The 20391-nt window shown below is 47.1% G+C and carries 18 protein-coding genes and 7 tRNA genes; 17 read left to right on the forward strand and 8 right to left on the reverse strand.

Translation table 11 applies throughout. The features are described from left to right. The first annotated feature begins 380 nt into the window (after positions 1 to 380). The 3 genes from EOPP23_RS03600 to EOPP23_RS03610 all read left to right on the forward strand — a co-directional run bounded on the left by EOPP23_RS03600 (position 381) and on the right by EOPP23_RS03610 (position 4412). A complete protein-coding gene (locus EOPP23_RS03600; RefSeq protein ID WP_370514611.1) occupies positions 381 to 1094 on the forward strand; it encodes a response regulator in 714 nt (237 codons plus the stop codon). 6 nt (positions 1095 to 1100) lie between these two features. Further along, positions 1101 to 2693, forward strand: coding sequence for an ATP-binding protein (locus tag EOPP23_RS21735; RefSeq protein ID WP_153764610.1), 1593 nt, complete (start codon positions 1101 to 1103; stop codon positions 2691 to 2693). 114 nt (positions 2694 to 2807) lie between these two features. After that, entirely contained in the window at positions 2808 to 4412 is a 1605-nt protein-coding gene (locus EOPP23_RS03610; RefSeq protein ID WP_153764611.1) for a hypothetical protein, read from the forward strand. Positions 4413 to 4428: 16 nt separating this feature from the next. On the opposite strand, the gene EOPP23_RS03615 is transcribed toward EOPP23_RS03610, so the two are convergent. Next, entirely contained in the window at positions 4429 to 5367 is a 939-nt protein-coding gene (locus EOPP23_RS03615) for a LysR family transcriptional regulator (RefSeq protein ID WP_153764612.1), read from the reverse strand. A gap of 171 nt (positions 5368 to 5538) precedes the next feature. Between EOPP23_RS03615 and metE the strand changes: the two genes are divergently transcribed. Further along, a complete protein-coding gene (metE, locus tag EOPP23_RS03620) occupies positions 5539 to 7824 on the forward strand; it encodes a 5-methyltetrahydropteroyltriglutamate--homocysteine S-methyltransferase (protein WP_153764613.1) in 2286 nt (761 codons plus the stop codon). A gap of 26 nt (positions 7825 to 7850) precedes the next feature. On the opposite strand, the gene EOPP23_RS03625 is transcribed toward metE, so the two are convergent. The 4 genes from EOPP23_RS03625 to EOPP23_RS03640 form a co-directional block, all read right to left on the reverse strand. After that, positions 7851 to 8702 carry a hypothetical protein gene (locus EOPP23_RS03625; RefSeq protein ID WP_153764614.1) on the reverse strand — a complete coding sequence of 284 codons (852 nt, stop codon included), beginning with the start codon at positions 8700 to 8702 and terminating at the stop codon, positions 7851 to 7853. Positions 8703 to 8749: 47 nt separating this feature from the next. Next, positions 8750 to 9046 (reverse strand): hypothetical protein, encoded by a 297-nt coding sequence (locus tag EOPP23_RS03630; RefSeq protein WP_153764615.1) that lies wholly within the window; start codon positions 9044 to 9046, stop codon positions 8750 to 8752. 142 nt (positions 9047 to 9188) lie between these two features. Next, the gene (locus tag EOPP23_RS03635) at positions 9189 to 10061 is read right to left on the reverse strand and encodes a hypothetical protein (RefSeq protein WP_153764616.1); all 873 of its coding nucleotides are present in this window, start codon (positions 10059 to 10061) and stop codon (positions 9189 to 9191) included. A 55-nt stretch (positions 10062 to 10116) separates the two neighbouring features. Continuing rightward, on the reverse strand, positions 10117 to 11019 hold the full coding sequence (locus EOPP23_RS03640; protein WP_153764617.1) for a hypothetical protein: 903 nt from the start codon (positions 11017 to 11019) through the stop codon (positions 10117 to 10119). 126 nt (positions 11020 to 11145) lie between these two features. Between EOPP23_RS03640 and EOPP23_RS03645 the strand changes: the two genes are divergently transcribed. From EOPP23_RS03645 to EOPP23_RS03700, 12 genes are all read left to right on the forward strand, one after another. Further along, positions 11146 to 12417 carry a pyridoxal phosphate-dependent aminotransferase gene (locus tag EOPP23_RS03645; protein ID WP_153764618.1) on the forward strand — a complete coding sequence of 424 codons (1272 nt, stop codon included), beginning with the start codon at positions 11146 to 11148 and terminating at the stop codon, positions 12415 to 12417. Between the two features lie 125 nt (positions 12418 to 12542). Further along, positions 12543 to 13361 (forward strand): M48 family metallopeptidase, encoded by an 819-nt coding sequence (locus tag EOPP23_RS03650; RefSeq protein ID WP_153764619.1) that lies wholly within the window; start codon positions 12543 to 12545, stop codon positions 13359 to 13361. Between the two features lie 181 nt (positions 13362 to 13542). Next, the gene (gene grxD, locus EOPP23_RS03655) at positions 13543 to 13878 is read left to right on the forward strand and encodes a Grx4 family monothiol glutaredoxin (RefSeq protein ID WP_153764620.1); all 336 of its coding nucleotides are present in this window, start codon (positions 13543 to 13545) and stop codon (positions 13876 to 13878) included. Positions 13879 to 13944: 66 nt separating this feature from the next. Next, positions 13945 to 14841: an EamA family transporter gene (locus EOPP23_RS03660; RefSeq protein ID WP_153764621.1), complete on the forward strand. Its 897-nt coding sequence runs from the start codon at positions 13945 to 13947 to the stop codon at positions 14839 to 14841. 237 nt (positions 14842 to 15078) lie between these two features. Next, a complete protein-coding gene (locus EOPP23_RS03665) occupies positions 15079 to 15681 on the forward strand; it encodes a peroxiredoxin (RefSeq protein ID WP_153765014.1) in 603 nt (200 codons plus the stop codon). Between the two features lie 368 nt (positions 15682 to 16049). After that, a tRNA-Asn gene (locus tag EOPP23_RS03670) sits at positions 16050 to 16125 on the forward strand. Between the two features lie 82 nt (positions 16126 to 16207). Continuing rightward, positions 16208 to 16283 (forward strand) — tRNA-Lys (locus EOPP23_RS03675). Between the two features lie 43 nt (positions 16284 to 16326). After that, positions 16327 to 16402 (forward strand) — tRNA-Asn (locus tag EOPP23_RS03680). Positions 16403 to 16440: 38 nt separating this feature from the next. Continuing rightward, positions 16441 to 16516, forward strand: a tRNA-Lys gene (locus tag EOPP23_RS03685). Positions 16517 to 16561: 45 nt separating this feature from the next. Further along, positions 16562 to 16637: transfer RNA gene (locus tag EOPP23_RS03690), tRNA-Asn, on the forward strand. A 76-nt stretch (positions 16638 to 16713) separates the two neighbouring features. Beyond that, positions 16714 to 16789 (forward strand) — tRNA-Lys (locus EOPP23_RS03695). 81 nt (positions 16790 to 16870) lie between these two features. After that, positions 16871 to 16946, forward strand: a tRNA-Lys gene (locus EOPP23_RS03700). Positions 16947 to 17053: 107 nt separating this feature from the next. Here the strand turns inward: EOPP23_RS03700 and EOPP23_RS03705 are convergent. After that, complete coding sequence (locus tag EOPP23_RS03705; RefSeq protein WP_153764622.1) at positions 17054 to 18367, reverse strand: NAD(P)/FAD-dependent oxidoreductase; 1314 nt, start codon at positions 18365 to 18367, stop codon at positions 17054 to 17056. A gap of 62 nt (positions 18368 to 18429) precedes the next feature. Further along, the gene (locus EOPP23_RS21325) at positions 18430 to 18615 is read right to left on the reverse strand and encodes a DUF3094 family protein (RefSeq protein WP_194842486.1); all 186 of its coding nucleotides are present in this window, start codon (positions 18613 to 18615) and stop codon (positions 18430 to 18432) included. Positions 18616 to 18837: 222 nt separating this feature from the next. Here EOPP23_RS21325 and EOPP23_RS03715 point away from each other — a divergent pair, with 222 nt between their 5' ends. Then, positions 18838 to 19527, forward strand: a complete 690-nt coding sequence (locus tag EOPP23_RS03715; protein WP_153764624.1) for a cyclopropane-fatty-acyl-phospholipid synthase family protein — start codon at positions 18838 to 18840, stop codon at positions 19525 to 19527. Here EOPP23_RS03715 and EOPP23_RS03720 read toward each other — a convergent pair. Continuing rightward, the gene (locus EOPP23_RS03720) at positions 19493 to 20296 is read right to left on the reverse strand and encodes a hypothetical protein (protein WP_153764625.1); all 804 of its coding nucleotides are present in this window, start codon (positions 20294 to 20296) and stop codon (positions 19493 to 19495) included. The genes EOPP23_RS03715 and EOPP23_RS03720 overlap by 35 nt on opposite strands. Positions 20297 to 20391: the final 95 nt, after the last annotated feature.

Consider the following 20391-nt stretch of genomic DNA (forward strand, 5'->3'; position numbering starts at 1 on the left):
CTTGTGGTTTTTATCCAAGTGTTAGTACTCGCAAACCGCAGGGTTACTTTCATTGATATGCTTTCCAGTATTCTACGAATCGGGGTTCGGTCGCTATATTTTTTTTATAAAAAAAATTCATAAGCAGAATGAGTTCAATAAAAAAAATAAAATATTGGCGCTTTATCCCCGTCGTTGTGCGGAACACAATATATTGTGTTAAAAATGTACAATTATTTGACGGGACAATTGCTAAAAATTGTGTTTGCGCTAGTGGACAGGAATCAGCAGGTCGAGTTCGGGAGTAGGGGGAATCACCCCGAGACTATGACGCAAGGCTGTAGTAATATCCCTGTCTGATTAGTGGTCTTTATTTATTGGTTATCATTGGAAGTTTGGCTGTGGAGAATTCAGATACAGGTCGCATCCTGATTGTGGAAGATGACGAAAGGCTGGCCACGCTGACCCGGGATTATCTTGAGAACAATGGCCTGCAGGTATCCGTCGAAGGCGACGGTGGAAAAGCCGTTGACCGTATCCTGGCTGAACGCCCGGATCTGGTCGTGCTCGATCTGATGTTGCCAGGTGAAGATGGTGTCTCCATCTGCCGCCGGGTACGCAGCCAGTATCATGGTCAGATTCTTATGCTGACCGCTCGTACCGATGATCTGGACGAAGTTCTGGGTCTGGAAATGGGTGCGGATGATTATGTCGCCAAGCCGGTACGACCAAGAGTACTGCTGGCACGAGTCCGCGCCTTACTGCGTCGCAGTGCAGCTCCTGCAGAAGAGCAGGAAGAAGAAGTCTGCAACCGACTGACTTTTGGCCCGCTGGTTGTGGATAACTCCATGCGCGAAGCCTGGCTGAACGATGTCAGTGTTGATCTGACCAGTGCCGAATTTGATCTGCTTTGGCTGCTCAGCTCCAACGCCGGTCGGGTTCTGAGTCGTGAAGAGATCTTTGCTCAGCTGCGAGGCATTGAGTACGACGGTCAGGATCGCTCCATCGATGTTCGAGTATCTCGTATTCGTCCAAAGATTGGTGATGACCCTATGCACCCGCGCCTCATCAAAACTGTTCGCAGTAAGGGCTACCTGTTCGTGAAGAGTGAATAACAGTCTGTGAGCAGTATCTTTCTTCGTATTTACGGCGGGCTCCTGTTTACCCTGGTGCTCGTCGCTGTGCTGTCCGGTATTTCAGTTACCCTGATCAATGGTTTGCGCCAGGCCGATTATCGTGAAGATATGGTTCGCGGTACCTTTCGGTTGGCTGCCGAAGACGTGGCTGAACTTCCGGAAGAACAACGGCAGCCGTGGCTGAAGCAGCAAGGCATCAGTCTTGGTATCCTCGATTTTAAGCAAGTGGGTATCAGCGACGTTTCGCTGACGGAAGATCAGGCGGAGGAGTTACAAGACTCCGGTATTCTGATTCAGACACACGATGCTTTCCGCTTTACCGTGTTGAGTCCGATCGATGAAAGCAGTCTGTTGAGTGGAACGCTTGCTGGCATTTCCGAACAGACGGCCAGCAGCGCTTTAACACTGTTGAATCACCGTCTTGCTGAAATTCCGGAATCGTTGCGAGAAGCTGAACTGGCAAAAATTGTTGCTCGTTCATTCAGCTACCCAGTGGAACTGGTGCAACCAGCCAGTACTCAACTACAACCTTTCCAGCTGAGCCAGCTGGAGTCCGGTGGTTCCATTCAGTTACTGGATAACGAAGCTCAGCGCTTGATGATGTTCAGTCAGGTTCCTGGTGACAGTCGTCTGATTCAAATGGGGCCTCTCGATCTCTTAAATCCTTATCCATTCAAGTTGATGTTGACGCTGGGGCTGTTCGTGCTGACCTCTCTCAGTCTGGCGATCTATTTGCTGGTACGGGGAATGGAGAAGCGTCTCAGAAAGCTCGAACGGGCGGCGACCCGATTCAGTCGCGGTGACTTTGATGTTCGAGTGACACTGGATGGTGCGGATTCTATTGGTCGTCTGGCTCAGGCCTTTAATGCCATGGCCGGCCATATTCAGCGATTGCTGAGCCTTCAGAAAGAGATGATTCGTGGTGTTTCTCATGAGCTGAGAACGCCTGTTGCCCGTTTGCGTTTTGGACTTGACCTGATTGCCGATGCCGAAACCAGAGAAGAACGTGATTACCAACTGGAAGGTATGGATAAGGATATTGAGGAGCTGGACAAGCTCGTCGATGAGTTCCTGACCTACGCCAACCTTGAGCAGGGCGCTCCGGAAATTCGCTTTAAACGCTACGATGTGGATAAAGTGCTGGCGCAGGTGGTGGAAGAGCATAAGCGTCTTCAGGACCGTGTTCAGATAGAACATACGCCTTGTAATATGCTTGATCCTCGTCGTTTTGCTGATATCGACTTCCGCTATATCCACCGTGCAGTTCAGAACCTGGTGGGTAATGCCTGTCGTTACGCGGATGGCAAAATCACTGTGAAGTTTTCAGCCACACAAGACACCTGTCGAGTGGATGTCGATGATGACGGTCCTGGCATTCCGGAAGATCAGTGGGACAGAGTCTTCTCGGCCTTCTCGAGACTGGACGACAGTCGTACACGAAAATCCGGCGGTTATGGTTTAGGTCTGTCTATCGTTCGACGCATCATGTACTGGCATAACGGCCGTGCCATGGTCAGTCATAGTCCTATGGGCGGTGCTCGATTCAGTCTGGTCTGGCCTAGAAAGCAAAAACGTTGATGTGATTAATTTTTACATAATTCCGGATACCTGTCTGGAATTATGGCTCCCCTCTACTACCCTCTCTTGCACTTCATAAGAAATATATCGACATAGCACGCAGGAGATATGGTGATGGCCGTTGTAGCTTCATTGGATACCAGAAAACTGATACCTGTTTACTCGACAGTAAGAAGACTGCTGACGGGCGTAATTTTGTTACTCACTTCTTTCTACCTTTCTTTATTTACTCATTTCTCTTTAGCTAATCCTGTTCCCGAGCGCCCTAAGGCAAAAAAAGAACCATTACCAATGCCTGCGTTTGAGCAATGTCGGGTACCAGGAGTTGCACCGGTTTTGCCTGATCGATGGCAGTCAGGGGTGTTGCTGATGCATTACGAAGAAGGAACTCTGGTTGCAGGTAAAGTTGTTCAGGATACAGAACTGGGCGTACAAAGGTTTACACTGACTGGTATTGAAAAAGGCAGTGGTGATTACCTGCTTGCGCCTGATGGTAAGTTGTATCAGCTGTCCGGTGGCTTATCTGTACCAAACCAGTGTCGTTATTTAAAACAAACAGACCTGAAATTAAACGCCAGTGACTTCCTGAATACTGATCAGGGGATCTGCGTAGGTGAAGCCGATGTATTGGGACAGAGCCAGAACTGGTGGAAAACAAAAGGCGCAGGCGGTGAATTTCAGACCAACTGGTATTGGTTGAATGACTCAAAGACGGATAAGCAAAACCTGTTTCGTGCCATGTTTACCAACGAGACTCCCGAGATGGGTATTCTTGGCATGTTCACCTTTGACTATTTTCCTGGTTTCAAAGAAGTCAGTGAAACCGATCTGGAGTCACTGTTAAAGGTGTGTGAACAGTCTGGTAATAAGCCTGAGCAGCCAGATTTTGATCATACAACGCCTTCTTCATTGCTGGCCGCCAACAGCCTTTCAGAAAGAGATAGAAACGCTCTACTGACTGAATCGGTACCAGGGCTATCGATGCCCAATGGCCCATTACCTGAATTACCTAAGGTGCTTGAAACAACAGCGCTGATGGTATCGGTCAACCGTTGCTACTGGCCTTTCCCAACCCGTGTTAATTACGACTGGGATGAGCAGGCTCAAAATGCAGACTATGAACAGATCAGCTGGCAGAACCCGAAAGAAGAGCCTGGTTGTGAGAATATTGATACTTTCCAGAATCAGATAGCACTATTACTTGGAAACAGGCGTGATAGTCATCAACAGACAGGTTACGTCCTTAACAAGGATGCCAGTGGTGAAAGTTGCTATCACGTGCTTCCTGGACTGCAGGCCTTTGACTGGCCGGAAAAAGGTGAGTGCCAGATTACAGCAACTCTCCAGCCCGGTTCTGTGCTGAACCCGTCACAGGAAGAAGTGAAAATACTTTTCTGCCCGATCACTTACCCCGGCGATAACACTCCCAAGGTTTTCTGGACCTGGTATGGCGTCAGTGGCCGTCCGGTGGTCTTTATGCAGAGCCACTCAAGCACGGAAGGAACAGGGCTGAATCTGGCTGATTACTTTGACTGGGTTCCCGGTAAAAAGTCAGAAGACGAATCAGCCTATAAGGTGCCAGCTGTGTGTGAAGGGCAGCCAAAAGAAGATGTGCCTGACTACTGTCATAAATGTCACACGCCCTATGTTCATGAGCTGAAAGAATACCGGCATAAAAATCCACAGTATTACTTTCAGTCCGATAAAAGCGGGCAGTGACTTGTAATCACAACAGTTACTTGATCCTGGCAGGTTGAATGCCTGTCAGGGTGTCAAAACACGTAGCTCTGGCAGTGATCAGAAAATCCTTTATATAGGGTTGCTCTTGCTGCTCCTCACGTACAGCAGCATAAAGCGTTGACCAAAGCCCTTTTTCACCCAGTGGCCGTGCGGTAACCTGATCCTTTTCCAGATATTCAGCCAGCGCCCAGTTGGGTAAAGCGCAAACACCTCTTTGACTGGCGACCAGTTGCAGCATCATCAGAGTAAGCTCTACATTTCTTACGCCAGCTGGTTCGATATCAGAAGGGTCCAGAAAGCGTTTAAAGATATCCAGTCGACTCTGCTCAATGGGGTAAATAAGCAGGTTTTGATCATTCAGGTGTTCAGGTTCGATAAAGGAGTAGTTTGCCAGTGGGTGCCTTTTTGATAACGCCAGCAGCATTTCATAACGGAATAATGGCTGATAAGTCACTCCGGGAATATCTATCGGATCGGAAGTGACAACCAGATCCAGCTCTCCACGAGACAATGCAGGCAAAGGTGCGAAGTTAAACCCTGAAGCAAAGTCCATTTCAACTTCCGGCCAGCGTTCACGGTAGTGATCAATGGTTGGCATCAGCCACTGATAACAACTGTGGCATTCAATAGCGATATTTAATCGGCCTGACTCACCTCCCGCCAGTCGAAATAAATCCTGCTCTGCCAGTCGAAACTGAGGTAATACTTCATCAGCCAGTTTTAGCAGCCGTAAACCGGCAGAGGTAAAGCGTACCGGGCGAGTTTTACGAATGAACAGCTCCATACCGATACGTCCTTCCAGTTCTTTCAGCTGATGGGACAGTGCAGACTGGGTCAGGTGCAACTGGCTGGATGCTTCGATCAGGCTGCCCGTTTGACGCAGGGCATGAAGGGTTTTCAGATGTCTAAGTTCAAGACCTAGGTTGGCCGCCATGATACTGCTTCCTGACATTATTATTTTTATTATCAATCAAACTCATATTCATCGTGAAAAATATGAGTTTGATTCAATTGGTAGGCTGCCCCAAACTCTACAACCAGAACGAGCCAATAACAAATCTAATCAATAAGAAGTTGATGAGTTTATCACCTCTCGGAGAGTGTCATGTCTACCGTACACAGCCTGGGTTTTCCCCGTATCGGAGCTAACAGGGAACTGAAGAAAGCTCAGGAAGCTTACTGGAAGGGTGAGCTGGATCAACAGTCCCTTCTTGGTGAAGGCAGAAAACTGAGAAATCAGAACTGGCAGGTACAGAAGCAAGCAGGTCTGCAGTTTGTTTCAACCGGTGATTTTGCCTGGTACGACCAGGTGTTGAATCATTCCTTGATGCTGGGTGCGGTGCCTTCACGTTTCGGTAGTGATGTTGATTGTGAAGATATAGACACTTTGTTTCGAATGGCTAGAGGCAGAGCGCCTTCCGGTGAACCGGCAGCCGCCTGTGAAATGACCAAGTGGTTTGATACCAACTATCACTACATAGTCCCGGAGCTTCATAAAGGCCAAAACTTCAGTCTGAGCAGTAACAGGCTGATTGAAGAAACACGGGAAGCCATTGAGCTGGGCTTTAATCCCAAACCGGTTTTGATTGGCCCGCTGACCTGGCTCTGGCTGGGCAAGATTAAAGGTGAAGAATTTGATCGCCTGACACTGCTCGATGATATTATAGAAGTCTATGGCAAGGTACTAAGCCAGCTGGCTGAGCTCAATGTGGAATGGGTGCAGATCGACGAACCTATTCTGGTATTGGATCTTCCTAACGAATGGAAGCAGGCCTTTGAGAATGTTTATAACAAACTGCAGAACAAAGACCTGAAAGTATTGCTGTCTACCTATTTCGGTGAGCTGAATGGCACTACGACTACCGTCGTTAATTTACCGGTTGATGGTTTGCATATTGATCTGGTCAGAGGTCCTGAACAGCTGACTACCGTATTGGATCGTTTGCCGTCCTATAAAGTGCTGTCTGTTGGTGTGATCAATGGCCGGAATATCTGGAAAGCGGACATCAGCGCGATTCTTGAGCAGCTCCGTGATGCCAAAGCCCGACTGGGTAACAGGCTCTGGCTGGCTCCGAGCTGTTCTCTTCTGCACAGTCCTGTTGATCTGGAAGCCGAGGCTGAACTGGATGAAGAGCTGAAATCATGGTTTGCTTTTGCTGTGCAGAAGTGTGAAGAAGTCTCTGTCGTGCAAAGATTGCTGGATGGTGACCAGGATGAAAGCCTTCAGGCTTTCCTGCAGAAATCTGATGCGGTTGTTGAGAGCAGAAAGACCTCCAGCAGAGTGCATAACCCATCAGTTCAGAAACGAGTTTCTGGGATAGCTGGAGGGGATGATCAGCGGACGTCTACTTTTGAAATAAGAGCTGAACGGCAGCAGAGCAAGTACAACTTGCCTTTGTTGCCCACCACAACCATTGGCTCCTTCCCGCAAACGGCAGAAATCCGTCGTCAGCGCAGGCTCTTTAAGCAGGGGGAACTCTCTGAGGCGGTTTATAACGAAGCCATGCAGGCGGAAATTCGTGAGGTCGTGAAAAAGCAGGAGGCACTGGGGTTGGATGTACTGGTTCATGGTGAAGCCGAACGTAATGACATGGTTGAATATTTTGGAGAGCAGCTGGATGGTTTTGCTTTCACCAAAAATGGTTGGGTTCAGAGTTACGGCAGCCGTTGTGTAAAACCACCGATTATTATTGGTGATGTTTCCCGACCAGACGCAATGACGGTTGAGTGGAGTCGCTTTGCCCAAGAGCAAACAGATAAACCAATGAAGGGTATGCTGACCGGCCCTGTGACGATTCTTTGCTGGTCATTTCCACGAGAAGATATTGATCGTCGTGTGTCCTGTGAACAGCTGGCTCTGGCGTTGCGCGATGAGGTTGTAGAGTTGGAGCAGGCAGGTATCGGCATTATTCAGATTGATGAACCTGCTATTCGAGAAGGTTTGCCGTTGAGAAAGCAGGACTGGCCGGAGTATCTGAACTGGGCTGTTAAAAGCTTCAGGCTGTCAGCCAGTGGTGTTCAGGATGACACTCAAATCCATACCCATATGTGTTACAGCGAGTTCAATGACATTATTGAGTTTGTTGCCGCAATGGATGCAGATGTTATCACCATTGAGACATCACGCTCCGATATGGATCTGCTGAATGCTTTTGAAGCCTTTTCATATCCGAATGCTATTGGTCCTGGTGTCTATGATATCCACTCGCCAAATGTGCCGGATAAAGGCTGGATGAAACAGTTGATTCAGAAGGCAGCCACTAAAATTCCAGCTGAAAGGTTGTGGGTAAATCCTGACTGCGGTTTGAAAACCCGTGACTGGCCGGAGGTAGAAGCAGCTTTGAAAAGTATGGTTCTGGTTGCTGAAGAACTCCGGGCTGAGGCTGGATAATCTCACGAAAAGCCTGAATGGTCAGTCTATTCAGGCTTAATATTCAGCTGGAGTTTTATTAGTGAGCAGTTATGCGGGTCGTTTATGGGAATGGAAATAACCGCTTTTGCTGTAACAGGGCACGGGATTTCATAAGGGTCATCTCCCTGTTGAGGCATGATGGCCAACTTGTTGCTGTGGATAACTATATTGGCTTCTATTTCTTCTTTCTTTAATGCCAGAACGCACTGCTCTTCATGCTCAGGCGGTAGGGTACAGAAACCGTAGTCTGCGAGTGTTTCCAATGTTGCTTCATGGAGCAGGCTGGCAAGAGGGTTAAAATAGATTTGTGAGCATAGGCTGCTGAGCCTTAGCTTTAGGGCTTCAGGGTCGCTGGGTGATAGCTGGTGAATAATATCCTGAAGTCGGTCTATTGGTGTTTGAGTCTCTGTAAGAGAGCCGTCCTGATACGTCGTTTTCAGAGCAAAATATTTACTCCTGTGTCTATCCTGCTCCCAGGTTGCTTCGATATCTGAGTTGCTTTTTGATGGCTCCGGCTTGTCTGTCAGAACTGCTTTGATCATTTCAAAGGTCATGGCAAATCGTGAATCATTCTTATCGATAGTGCCTTGAAATTCGAGTTGACGAGAATTGAAGGGGCTCTCTTTTCTTTCGGCAGAGGAAAAGGAGTCAGTTTTTTTTACACTGAAGGCTTCAATCGGTTTCTTACTTCGATGAAATAGACCTCGCTTTTTCCCAGAAAGGTCTTTTTTCTTGTCTGTGCCTGGTGCAGAGGTTGTTTTTCTGCGACCGAACTTTCCTTTTCTGGCACCTTCCTTTTTTGATGGTGTTACCGATGACGGTATACCAAGCTTTGAATCAGGTCCTTCGACAGGCATAGCAAAAGCATCCAGGCGTTTTATATGAGTATAGAGGGGCATAACGTTCATGGAGGAGGCGGAGCTTTGCCAACCCTGACTGCCTCAACAGTAACTTCAATGACCGGGACTTTTGCAGGTAAACGTGCTGAAGCTGACTTTCCTTCAAAGACCAGAAATGAGGGACTGGTTATAACACTGCTGACATGAGTGAAAATATTAACGGTACCCGCCAGTTCGCCTTTGGTGAGGTAAGCATCAAGCTTGAAGACCTTCTGTGCTGCCTTATCTTCGAAATAGAAGGTGGTGTGAGTGTCAGAGCTGATCGTTTCATGCTGTTTTGCCAGCGCTTTGTTATCAATCATCAACCCCGCTTCCAGAACATATTGTGTTCCCTGTATCGCTTTCGAAGAGCAGCCAGAAAAAATCAGAATTACTAACAGTAAGGAAGGTAAACGCATCATTGTTGGGCAGCGACTGGTGTGATGAGGCTCAATTATAGATAGGTTACAGGTCAGAAGCGGGTTTACTGATATGAAGGGTTACTTTTTCAAGTGAGCACTGTTCTGGTTTGTTGATTGGAACATTGATTAATGCTGTGACAGTAACAGAGTTTGGTAACTCTACAGGGTCGTCAAATGCTGGAAAAACTCGCAGGGTATTGCTGTGACAGATCAGCTGAACTTCGATATTTTCTCCTTTGCAGGAAAGAATGCATCTTCTTGTGTGCTCCTTGGCAAGAGCGCATGTGTCACCTGGACTCAAAGCGTCCTGGCAAGCAACCACAACGAGCTCGAATAATTTGCCGAAACCTATTTGAGTACAATAATGACTGAGTTGCAGCGTCAAAGCCTCAGGGTTCTTCGGTGCCAGTTCAGTTGCGGTTTTTGCCAGTACAGAAGCAATGTCAGAGCTGGTTTCCAGAGTTTGACTGGGTAAACGCACTTTAAGTTTGAAGAGCCTGTTTCTATCTTTATCCGTTTTAATTTGGGCAGCTATGGTTGAATTATCTTCAGAGTGCGCTGGAGTTTCGGTCAGAACTCTCTTTACTGTCGAGTAAGTGCTCCTGAATTTTGGATCTTCAGGGACCAGCCTCCCCTTAAATGCGAGCTTTTTAGCTAGGCTGTTAATGGCTCTCTTCTGCGCGATCTGATCGGCTTCAACAATATCCAACGAGGCCTGATCAGCGTCTTCCTTAGAAAGGATGTGGAACTCCTCAATAGGTTTCTTTGGATGTTTGCCAGCGGGACGTAGAGCGTTCTTTAAATTATAAAAGCGTGCGGAGATACACCTGCCTTTATAGCGGCTTTTTTTAGGAGGCTCATTATTTGGTTTACCCGATGGACCTGAGCTGGCTGGTGTCGGACCTTTGATATCCATACGAATCCGTAATGGTTACAGGGGGTTAAAACCTTTGAATTTTATTCACTCTCGCTCATCCTGCCCTTGTTGGTCCCAAAGGCGTTGCTTGAGGTGGCACATGTATTTCCAGTTTCGCTGGGTGAACCTGACACTTGTCGGGATCATCGATTGGAAATGAAACACTGATGCTGGCTTTGATGTTGCAGTCTCTAAGAGTAGGCTCACTGGCTGTTAACGGTAAAAATTTAATTTGATCAGTCTTTAACTCCAGGTCTGCATGAACTTCTTTAGTTTCTGGTGAATAGCGGAGTTTACAAGTTCGAATCAGTGTGTCTGATAATAGAGAAAGGCTATCACCGTCTAGATTTACGAGTCCATGATTCATGATTATATACGACAGAGGATTGAATGGTTGCTGACTGCAAAGCTCTGTCAGCCTCAATAGTAGTTTGTCTTTGTTTGTGTCTTTTGGTGCGAGCTGACTTACTGTTTCTATCAAACTGGGAAGAACCTCATCCCGGGCTTTCATGGTTTGGTCTGGAAGTTCAACTTCAAGGAACAGGTTGCCATTTCTAGTCTTGTCTGTATCAAACCTCTGTGAGACGCCCGGGTTCACGCCACTTGGTGTTGGGATGACTGAGATCTGTTTTTGAGCATCCATATAGACGCCGCTCAAAACAGAGTGCTCAGCAGTGATTGTTTGCCTGGTTGCCAGCTTTCGAAGTTTATCAGGTTGTGGCTTAATCATATTTGGGACGGATGTAGACTGGACTCCAGAATTGGGCGCACCTGCTGGACGCTGAAAGCCGTCATCTTTATCTAAATGGGTATCTTGTTTAGGTAGGTACTTTTTATCGAAAGAGTCTCTAAGCCTGACGAACCAACCTTTCAGACGACCTTCTTCTGGTCTTCTTTCGGTTTTGCCTTCAGTAGGATTTTTAATTTCTGTTCCAGGTTCAGTTCTGCTGAGTTTCATACCGCTTATCCCTAGCCGTTCAGTCAATAATTAAGTGTAGTTAAGCAGAGTGAGATCAGTTATTTACCTTTACCCGTTGATCAGCTAATAATCAGTAAACCCCGCAACGGAAATGCGAACAGAATCATGTTTGAACTGGATCAGCTCAACCCTAATGTCCGTGGCCTCAAGACCTCCGCAACCCTCAGAATCAATGAGGACAGCAACCGGCTGATTCAGCAGGGGCGGGATATTATTAAACTCGGACTGGGGCAGTCACCTTTTCCTGTGCCCCGGGTAGTAGTGGAAGCACTTCAGGTGTCGGCTCATGAGAAGGACTATCTCCCTGTTCGGGGCTTGGGTGAGCTTCGACAGATAGTGGCTGAGTATTATCAAAAGCGGGATCATCAGCCGAGAACTCAGGACAGTATTCTTGTCGGTCCGGGTTCAAAAGAGCTGCTGTTCAATTTACAGATGGCCTGTAATGGTGATTTGCTGATTCCAGCCCCTTCATGGGTGTCCTATGCTCCCCAGGCAGAACTGCTGGGACGGAAGGTTATCCATATAGAAACCCGGCCTGAGAATAACTGGCAGATTGACCCTGAACAACTGGATCGACTCTGTCAGGATGAACCGAATAAAACAAAGGTTCTGATTCTAAATTATCCGTCTAACCCTACCGGGTGCAGTTATGATTCTGACGGTTTTTCTGCGCTTGCGGCCGTAGCGAAGAAAAATAATCTGATTATTGTCGCCGATGAAATTTATGCAGAAACGGCTTTTGAGGCGAACCACCTGTCGATGGCTGAATATTACCCCGAAGGTACAGTTATCAGCAGCGGGCTTAGCAAATGGTGTGGCGCAGGTGGCTGGCGGTTGGGGGTGATGGTATTTCCGGATGAGCTAAGAGCCTTGCAGGATGCCATGGCGGTGATTGCCAGTGAGACATTTACTTCGATCAGTGCGCCAACACAGTATGCAGCCTGTACGGCTTTCTCTCCATCTCCGGCACTTGACGCTTATTTACGCGGAACACGGTCAGTGTTAAGCGCAATAGCTTCTTATATGACACAAACACTCAGAAGTTATCAGCTCAACATGGTTGACCCTGTTGGTGGTTTCTATTTGTTCGTTGGATTTGATCAATGGCGAGAGAAACTCAAAAATCAGGGCATAAACAGCGATGCCGAGTTATGTGCGCACCTACTTTCGGAAACCGGAATAGCTATTCTGCCGGGCTCGGATTTTGGCATGACACCGGAACAGCTTTATACTCGCATGGCGTTTGTGGACTTTGACGGTGGCAGAGCACTTTCTGTTGCTGGTGATGAATCACTGCCCGATAACTTTATTGAAGAATATTGCCCCAAACTGGTTAAGGCCTGCCAAGGACTGGATCAATGGTTGAAAGCCTTATAAGTACACAGACATACGAATCCGCACACTATCTTCCCGCTCCTGCGGGTAGATAGTCGTTTAATATCGGATTGTGTGTGCCAATGTACTTAAGCTGACCAAGGGGTAGCTAACCATAAGAGAACACAATGAAGTGGCTTAAACCCCTTACTCTTTCCATTATCCTGCCAACCTTTCTGGCTGGTTGTCAGTCAGTCTCTACCACCTCCGGTGGTGCTATCGGCGTTGATCGTGAGCAGAGAATGTTTACTCTGCTCTCTGAGCAGCAGGTCAACACTATGGCGGCTGACGCTTATAAAGAAGCTCTGTCTAAAAGTCGTGAAGAAAAGGTGCTCAACAAAAATCTTGTTCAGGTACAAAAGCTTCGTCGTATAGGAAAGAAGCTGTCAGCACAGGTCGGTATCTACAGAAAAGATGCTCTACGCTGGAACTGGCAGATTAACCTGATTGAAAGTGAGCAGCTGAACGCTTACTGCATGCCTGGCGGCAAGATTATGTTTTACAGCGGTATCATCGACAAGCTGAAACTGAACGACGATGAGATTGCTGCAATCATGGGGCATGAAATGGCTCATGCCCTGAGAGAACACAGCCGTGAAGCCATGTCCCGGGCTTACACCCTGCAGCTTGGTAAAGATGTAGCCGGAGCGCTGTTTGGTATCAATACCAATAATCAGCTGACTGATGCTGTTATCACTTATGGTCTGACTTTACCAAACAGTCGTACTAATGAAGCGGAAGCCGATTTAATTGGTCTCGAACTGATGGCGCGTGCAGGTTATAACCCTAATGCTGCAGTGACCCTCTGGCAGAAAATGTCGAAAGAAAGTAAACAGCAGCCGCCCGAGTTTATGAGTACTCACCCTTCCCATGACACGCGTATCGCCGGCCTGAAGAGCAACATTGCTAAAGTGGCACCCTTATATAAAGTGGCTATAAAGAAGTAACAGGAACAACTGACTAGAAACTATAACCTATGGTGGCAGTCAGGTATTTTCTATAGAATGCGTGACCAGAATTCGGACATACCCAATCATAAGCTATTTGCTTACTGCTGGTGGGCAGATAGCGGTTTAATATTCGATTGCGTGTGTCTATAAACCTATAAGTCATTGATGAGGTGATGTCATGGATATCATGGATCAAATAAAAGAGCAGATCGAAACTCACGATATCCTGCTGTACATGAAGGGTTCTCCAAAACTGCCACAGTGCGGTTTCTCTTCAAAAGCTGTTCAGGTTCTGATGGCCTGCGGTGAACAGTTTGCCTTTGTAGACATTCTGTCTAACCCGGAAATTCGTGCCAACTTGCCAAAATACGCTAACTGGCCAACTTTCCCTCAGCTGTGGATCAAGGGTGAGCTGGTCGGTGGCAGTGATATCCTGATCGATATGTACGAAAGCGGCGACCTACAGAAGATGGTTAAGGTTGCTGTAGGTAAAGCTGAAGAGAGCGAAGGCTGATAGCCAGAGGCCTCTGCTAACCTTAAAAGGCTGCCAATATGGTGGCCTTTTTCATTTTGGGGATCTATGACTTTATTGGGCTTCCTGCTGGTCATTCTTTCATGCCTGCTTCATGCCAGCTGGAATATCCTTGGAAAAGCCAGTAAAGGTTCCAGCCTGAGCTTTTCTTTTGTAATGACTCTTACGCCTGCTGTTCTGCTCACTCCATTCCTGGTTAGTTATTTTACCGTTGTAAATTTCGCTTCTATTCCTGGCTACTTCTGGATAGTGGTCCTGCTCAGTGGCTTCTGTCAGATGATTTATCTGACCGCCCTTATCAGTGCATACAGGGAAACCGACGTCAGCATTGTTTATCCGGTTGTCCGTTCGCTGCCTGTTCTTATGGTTGGCTTGATTTGCTGTCTGCTTGGCTGGTCATTGAGCCTGTTTCAGTGGTTGGGTTTTGTATTGATTGTACTGGGTTGTCTGTTTGTTCCGCTGAGCAGTATCAATGAGTTCAAACTGAATAAATACCGGAGTCGAGGCTTGTTATGGGCTTTCTTATCAGCCCTTGGCACGGCGGGCTACTCGGTTCTTGATAAGCTGGGGCTGAACTTGCTGACAGCCGAATCCGGTGAAAGCTATATGTTCATTGCTGTTTTTTATTTGGCTTGCCAAGCATGGACAACACTTTTAGCTATTTCATTGATCTCTCCCTTATCAAAAAATGGACTGAGTTTAGCGGCTGTTCGAGAGACAGGAAGTCGAGCGGCACTAACAGGAATACTGATGTCAGTTACTTATGGGCTGGTTCTTTACGCTATGACCATGGTTGATAATGTCAGCTTTGTTGTTGCCCTGAGGCAGCTGAGCATTGTTTTTGGCGTGTTAATGGGATGCTGGTTACTTAAGGAGCGCTGGTACTGGGTTCGGGGGATTGGAGGTCTGGTTATTGTGGTAGGGCTGATGTTGTCACTCAGCTGATTGTCTACGTACTTTAGTATGGTTAGCGTATAGTCTTCAGGTTTTTAATAGATTTCTTCTATTTCAAGAAAGAGAAAATTCATAGCGATTTATGCGGTGTTTTATAGGCTGTAACCGCTGTCGGGTGTATTATTATTCTGCTTTTGGAAAAGAGCGGTTATGGCAAGCAAGGAGTTGTTCTCTACGCCTCCCAAGCAGTCTGCCGCAATAAATCTATTTTATTTGGAGAATGAATTCATGGGCGTATTGGTTGGCAAGAAGGCTCCTGACTTTACAGTTCCTGCCGTACTGGGCAATGGCGACATCGTTGAAGAATTTACCCTGTCTGAAGCCATCCGCGGCAAATACGGCATCGTATTCTTCTACCCACTGGACTTCACTTTCGTTTGTCCTTCCGAGCTGATCGCTATGGATCACCGCATCGAGAAGTTCAAGGAACTGAACACTGAAGTTATCGGTGTATCCATCGACTCTCACTTTACTCACAACGCATGGCGTAACACCCCAGTGAATGAAGGCGGCATTGGCCAGGTTAAGTACACTCTGGCTGCTGACATCACTCACGGTATCTGCCAGTCCTACGACGTTGAGTCCGAAGGCGGTGTTGCGTTCCGTGGTGCTTTCCTGATCGACAAGGACGGCGTTGTACGTTCCCAGATCGTTAACGACCTGCCACTGGGTCGTAACATGGACGAACTGGTTCGTCTGGTTGAAGCACTGCAGTTCCACGAAGAGCACGGCGAAGTTTGCCCAGCTGGCTGGAACAAAGGTGACAAAGGTATGGACGCCTCTCCTGAAGGTGTTGCCAAGTACCTGGCTGAGAGCGCTGAAGGTCTGTAAGACTGATTCGCTTTCCAGCAAAATGAAAAGGCTGCCTTCGGGCGGCTTTTTCTGTTTTAGAGATAAGTCAGAAGGTAAGTATCCGGCCATACGAATTCATAAGTTATATCCTCGCCATCGCGGAGATATAACTGTTTAATATTCGCTTGCATGTGTCTGCATATTGAATCTGGATACAGATTCTTTCGCAAAACGAATTGAAGCTCTGCTTATGTGAGTATTTCCACTGTTTTTCGCGAATATTAAATCCAAGTGCTGGATTAAAACTTGACTCAGCCTGAAATCTCATTAATATTCGCTGCCGTCAGGTGATGACGAAAACGAATCACCGGCAAGCAGTCAGGCGAGACATTAAAACGCTATGCAGTTCCTCGATAGCTCAGTTGGTAGAGCAGTAGACTGTTAATCTATTGGTCGCTGGTTCGAGTCCAGCTCGAGGAGCCATATTCTTCGATTGTTATCTTACAGAAATGTTCTGAAGGTAAGAGTTGAAAGTTTATTGAATTGCGTGTTCAATAAGCGGCTTGGGTCGTTAGCTCAGTTGGTAGAGCAGTTGGCTTTTAACCAATTGGTCGTAGGTTCGAATCCTACACGACCCACCATACAATTAGTTTTCTCTGAATAGAGAAAACTATAAAGAATAGTTCCTCGATAGCTCAGTTGGTAGAGCAGTAGACTGTTAATCTATTGGTCGCTGGTTCGAGTCCAGCTCGAGGAGCCATTTTCAAAATCTTTCAGATTGAACAGTCTGATTGATTCGGGACGTTAGCTCAGTTGGTAGAGCAGTTGGCTTTTAACCAATTGGTCGTAGGTTCGAATCCTACACGTCCCACCATACAATCAACTTCATCACCAGACCGATGTTGTTGTACAGAATAGTTCCTCGATAGCTCAGTTGGTAGAGCAGTAGACTGTTAATCTATTGGTCGCTGGTTCGAGTCCAGCTCGAGGAGCCATATTAAAAGTCTTTCAGATTCTTGCTCTTAAAGGGTGATGTTTAAAAAATCTCTGAAAAGAGTGTCTGATTGATTTGGGACGTTAGCTCAGTTGGTAGAGCAGTTGGCTTTTAACCAATTGGTCGTAGGTTCGAATCCTACACGTCCCACCATATTTACTCTCGTCGATAGAGAGCAAAAAAGCCGCTAATACGTTAGCGGTTTTTTTATCGAACAAGATTCTTATGAATCTGGGGACGTTAGCTCAGTTGGTAGAGCAGTTGGCTTTTAACCAATTGGTCGTAGGTTCGAATCCTACACGTCCCACCACTTTCTCTTAATAGAGAGTCAGAGCCGGATCATTTTTGATGATCCGGCTTTTTTTTGCCTGTCATAAATGGAATGTGTGTTGATGCTGTGGTTCTGGATAGAAAAGGTTAGTGGAGTTTAAGGTGTGGTCTGGTGGTCTTACTTATAAAATCCTTCAAAACCAGTGCCGCTGTTTTCACTCGTCCGAACAGAGCGATCTGATGCATCCGGTAGAGGCTGATATAAAACAGCTTGGCGAGTGCGCCTTCCACCATCATATCGCCAGTGACAGCGCCCATAAGGTTGCCTATGGCGGTGAAACGGCTGAGGGAGATCAGTGAGCCATAATCCTTGTAGGTGAATGACATGGATTCTCCGCCAAGAGCTTGTGCGCACAGACTCTTGGTAAGCAGCTCTGCTTGCTGGTGAGCGGCTTGTGCTCTGGGGGGAATGGTGATGGATTGGCCTTTTCTGTCTTCCAGTGTGCAGCTGGCGCAGTCGCCCAGTGCATAGATGCTGTCGTCCAGCGTTGTCTGTAGTGTGGGTCTGACAACCAGTTGGTTGATTCGGTTGGTTTCCAGTCCGCTGAGCTCTTTAAGAAACTCAGGCGCTTTGATGCCGGCTGCCCAGATGCAGAGATCGGTTTCGATAAAGCTGCCGTCTTTGGTGTTTAACCCTTCCTTTGTGACTTCACTGACGATTTGATTGGTTTTAATGGTGACGCCTAGCTCGGTCAGTTGTTTATGCACTGCGCTGGTGATGCGTAAAGGCAGGGCGGGCAGAATTCTCTCGCCACCTTCGATGATGGTGATGTTGACCTTGTTGGGTTTAATGGCATCCAACCCATATCGTGCCAGCTCAATGGCTGCATTGTGCAACTCAGCAGAAAGCTCGACGCCTGTTGCCCCTGCACCAATGACGGAGATGTTCAGCTCCTGAGCCTCTTTCTTAGCGGATTGAGCGTGGAGGTAATGGTTCAGCAAGGTGGTATGAATCTTTTCTGCTTCAGCCCTGCTGTCGAGAAACAGACAATGCTCTTTGGCTCCGAGTGTGTTGAAGTCATTGGCGGTACTGCCAACAGCAATCACCAGGTCATCATATTCCAGCTCTCTGCTGGGGACGACTTCCTGACCTTTTTCATCACAAATAGGTTCAAGGGTGATGACCTTATTGTCTCGATCAAGGCCACACATTCGACCGGGCAGGAAGTGGAAGTGATTCCATTTGGCCTGAGCCAGATAACTGAGTTCATCCTCAAAAGCATTCAGAGAGCCAGCGGCTACTTCATGGAGTAAGGGTTTCCAGAAGTGAGTGCGTTGAGCATCGACCAGAGTGATCTCGGCTCTTTTCTGCTTACCCAGCTTCTTTCCCAGTCGGGTAGCCAGCTCCAGACCTCCGGCTCCACCTCCGACAACGACAATCCTTCGTAGCTGTTGTGTCATGAGAAACCTCACTTTTTATTGCTATGAATTCGGTGTGTCTGTGGGCGCGGGCAGGAGTGAAGTCAGCCGAGAATAAACACGCCTAGCACTCGGCTGATAACGCCGAGCAGAACAATAATAACGGCCAGCCAAAGCATCAGCTTGAGAGGCTTGAAGCTCGAACGTTCGGTAGAATTAATGCCAGTGGAGATAAAGCGATTAACTTTTTCCTGATCTTCCGCTGAGAGTCTGGTTTCTGTTTTATCCATGGGGGCTCTCTTCAGGTAATAATTTTCTTGTTTAAGAAAATAGTACAGTTTCATTGAATGAAAAAACACCGGCAAGTGTGTAGACACTGGCAGCCGAATATTAGATTGCCATTTCCCCGCCTTAGGCGGGGAAATGGCATATGAATTGTTTTGCGGCATTTCATGAGAGTTGACCGGAATATTGTCTGCGAGGCAGTGTAGAGGTAAAACAGGGGGCAATTCATGGCACTTTTCTGGTTAGGGCTAAAAACCAAATGGTTTGAATTGGCCGAGTTTATTAGAGTGCTTTGGCGTTTTCGTGCTAGTTGGCTGTTTATTCGGTCTTATCTGCAATTGAAGCTGGTTTACCTGTTGGACAGCCCTTATCAGGTAAGTAAGCGCTTTCTTTTTAAGAGCGAAGAGGCTGACCTTTATCAATATGGAGAGACGCCTTTATCTGTCTTTGCTGACATTATCGAAAAGGTTGGAATTGACAGTGATGAGCATGTCTATGAGCTGGGATCTGGTAGTGGCTTCTGTGCACTCTGGCTGGCAACTTTTGTTGGCGTACAAGCGACGGCAGTTGAGTTGATTCCTGTATTTTGCCGACGCTTAGAGCGTGTCCAGAAAAGAATCGGGGTTGAAAATCTTAGGGTCAGTAATAATGACTACTTCCATGAAATATTGAAGCCATCAACTCTCATCTATCTTTACGCTTCGAACCTGGATGATGTCGTCATTACAGAGCTGGCCGAGAAATTAACTGAACTACCAGAAGGTGCAAGAGTGCTCTCGGTCAGTTATTCACTGGCTGATTATGACCAGCAGAATGCTTTTGAAGTGCTTGAGGTTTGGCAGGCTATGTTTCCATGGGGCGAGGCAGAGGTGTATCTTCAGATCAGAACAGCTGATAGACAGAAGTCAGGCGGCTGACTACCTGGTTACTGTGGCGGGCAATCAGTTCCGGTATGGATTGCTCGGGAAAGGTCATCATTCCTTCCTTGATATAGCCCCAGGTGATTTGAACCTTTCTGAATGATTTTGCGCCTTGTGGGTAATGATCCAGTTGCTTGTCGAGTCTAATTAGTTTCTGATCAAAATGGTTGATCAGAGTTTGCAGTTGAGCCTGCCCGGAAGCAACGATGTCTTTTTGTCGACTATCCAGTGTCAGACTCAGATATTCCCGAGACAAGCGCTGCATCAGCAGGGCCTGTTCAAGAAAGGCCAGCGAGGGTTTGCTGTACGGGTCTCGTATGGTCAATTTTTGCTGTAGTAGTAGCAGTTGCCTGTCGAGTTTGACCAGAGCCAGTTGCAGAGAGTGAGTATTCGGTGCCTTTCTCGCTTCAGACAGTCGTACAATCCATTCTGCATGCTTCTTGACGACTGGCCAGAGTACTTTGGTATTGCTAATCAGTTCCTGAGTTTCCTGATCTCCTTTGTACGTCTGAAGCTGCTTCAAACTGTTATCCAGAAGAATCAGTGATTCCTGAAGCTTCTCTCTGGCATCGCTGTTTTGAAAATCCAGTTGCAGCAGGTGCAGGTTGGCTATTAATACGTTGAGGGTGATTTCCTGACGAATAACAAATTCAGGGGAGGGTGTTGTTTTGAGTGAAGATGGTTCGGCGCTGGCGTTAGCGCTTGTGTTGATACTTGCAACTATGGGCAGTAGCAAAAGGCTGAAGAAAGTGATGGCTTTCAGCATGGTTGGCCCGGAATCCTGAATAAGAGTAATTATTTTTATCGGACATCCAGGTTGCCTGCTGAAGTTACTGTGTTTTTATCAGTCTTCTTTGGAAG

This window comes from Endozoicomonas sp. OPT23 (assembly GCF_009653635.1).
Lineage (GTDB): Bacteria > Pseudomonadota > Gammaproteobacteria > Pseudomonadales > Endozoicomonadaceae > Endozoicomonas_A.

Bases quoted from the DNA above. Each gene is read 5' to 3' on its own strand.
- grxD (WP_153764620.1), top strand. From the start codon at position 13,543: ATGGATATCATGGATCAAATAAAAGAGCAGATCGAAACTCACGATATC.
- EOPP23_RS03635 (WP_153764616.1), bottom strand. From the start codon at position 10,061: ATGGATATCAAAGGTCCGACACCAGCCAGCTCAGGTCCATCGGGTAAA.
- EOPP23_RS03625 (WP_153764614.1), bottom strand. From the start codon at position 8,702: ATGCCTGTCGAAGGACCTGATTCAAAGCTTGGTATACCGTCATCGGTA.
- EOPP23_RS03645 (WP_153764618.1), top strand. From the start codon at position 11,146: ATGTTTGAACTGGATCAGCTCAACCCTAATGTCCGTGGCCTCAAGACC.
- EOPP23_RS03610 (WP_153764611.1), top strand. From the start codon at position 2,808: ATGGCCGTTGTAGCTTCATTGGATACCAGAAAACTGATACCTGTTTAC.
- EOPP23_RS03720 (WP_153764625.1), bottom strand. From the start codon at position 20,296: ATGCTGAAAGCCATCACTTTCTTCAGCCTTTTGCTACTGCCCATAGTT.
- EOPP23_RS03665 (WP_153765014.1), top strand. From the start codon at position 15,079: ATGGGCGTATTGGTTGGCAAGAAGGCTCCTGACTTTACAGTTCCTGCC.
- EOPP23_RS21325 (WP_194842486.1), bottom strand. From the start codon at position 18,615: ATGGATAAAACAGAAACCAGACTCTCAGCGGAAGATCAGGAAAAAGTT.
- metE (WP_153764613.1), top strand. From the start codon at position 5,539: ATGTCTACCGTACACAGCCTGGGTTTTCCCCGTATCGGAGCTAACAGG.
- EOPP23_RS03650 (WP_153764619.1), top strand. From the start codon at position 12,543: ATGAAGTGGCTTAAACCCCTTACTCTTTCCATTATCCTGCCAACCTTT.
- EOPP23_RS03715 (WP_153764624.1), top strand. From the start codon at position 18,838: ATGGCACTTTTCTGGTTAGGGCTAAAAACCAAATGGTTTGAATTGGCC.
- EOPP23_RS03630 (WP_153764615.1), bottom strand. From the start codon at position 9,046: ATGATTGATAACAAAGCGCTGGCAAAACAGCATGAAACGATCAGCTCT.
- EOPP23_RS03640 (WP_153764617.1), bottom strand. From the start codon at position 11,019: ATGAAACTCAGCAGAACTGAACCTGGAACAGAAATTAAAAATCCTACT.
- EOPP23_RS03615 (WP_153764612.1), bottom strand. From the start codon at position 5,367: ATGGCGGCCAACCTAGGTCTTGAACTTAGACATCTGAAAACCCTTCAT.
- EOPP23_RS03705 (WP_153764622.1), bottom strand. From the start codon at position 18,367: ATGACACAACAGCTACGAAGGATTGTCGTTGTCGGAGGTGGAGCCGGA.
- EOPP23_RS03660 (WP_153764621.1), top strand. From the start codon at position 13,945: ATGACTTTATTGGGCTTCCTGCTGGTCATTCTTTCATGCCTGCTTCAT.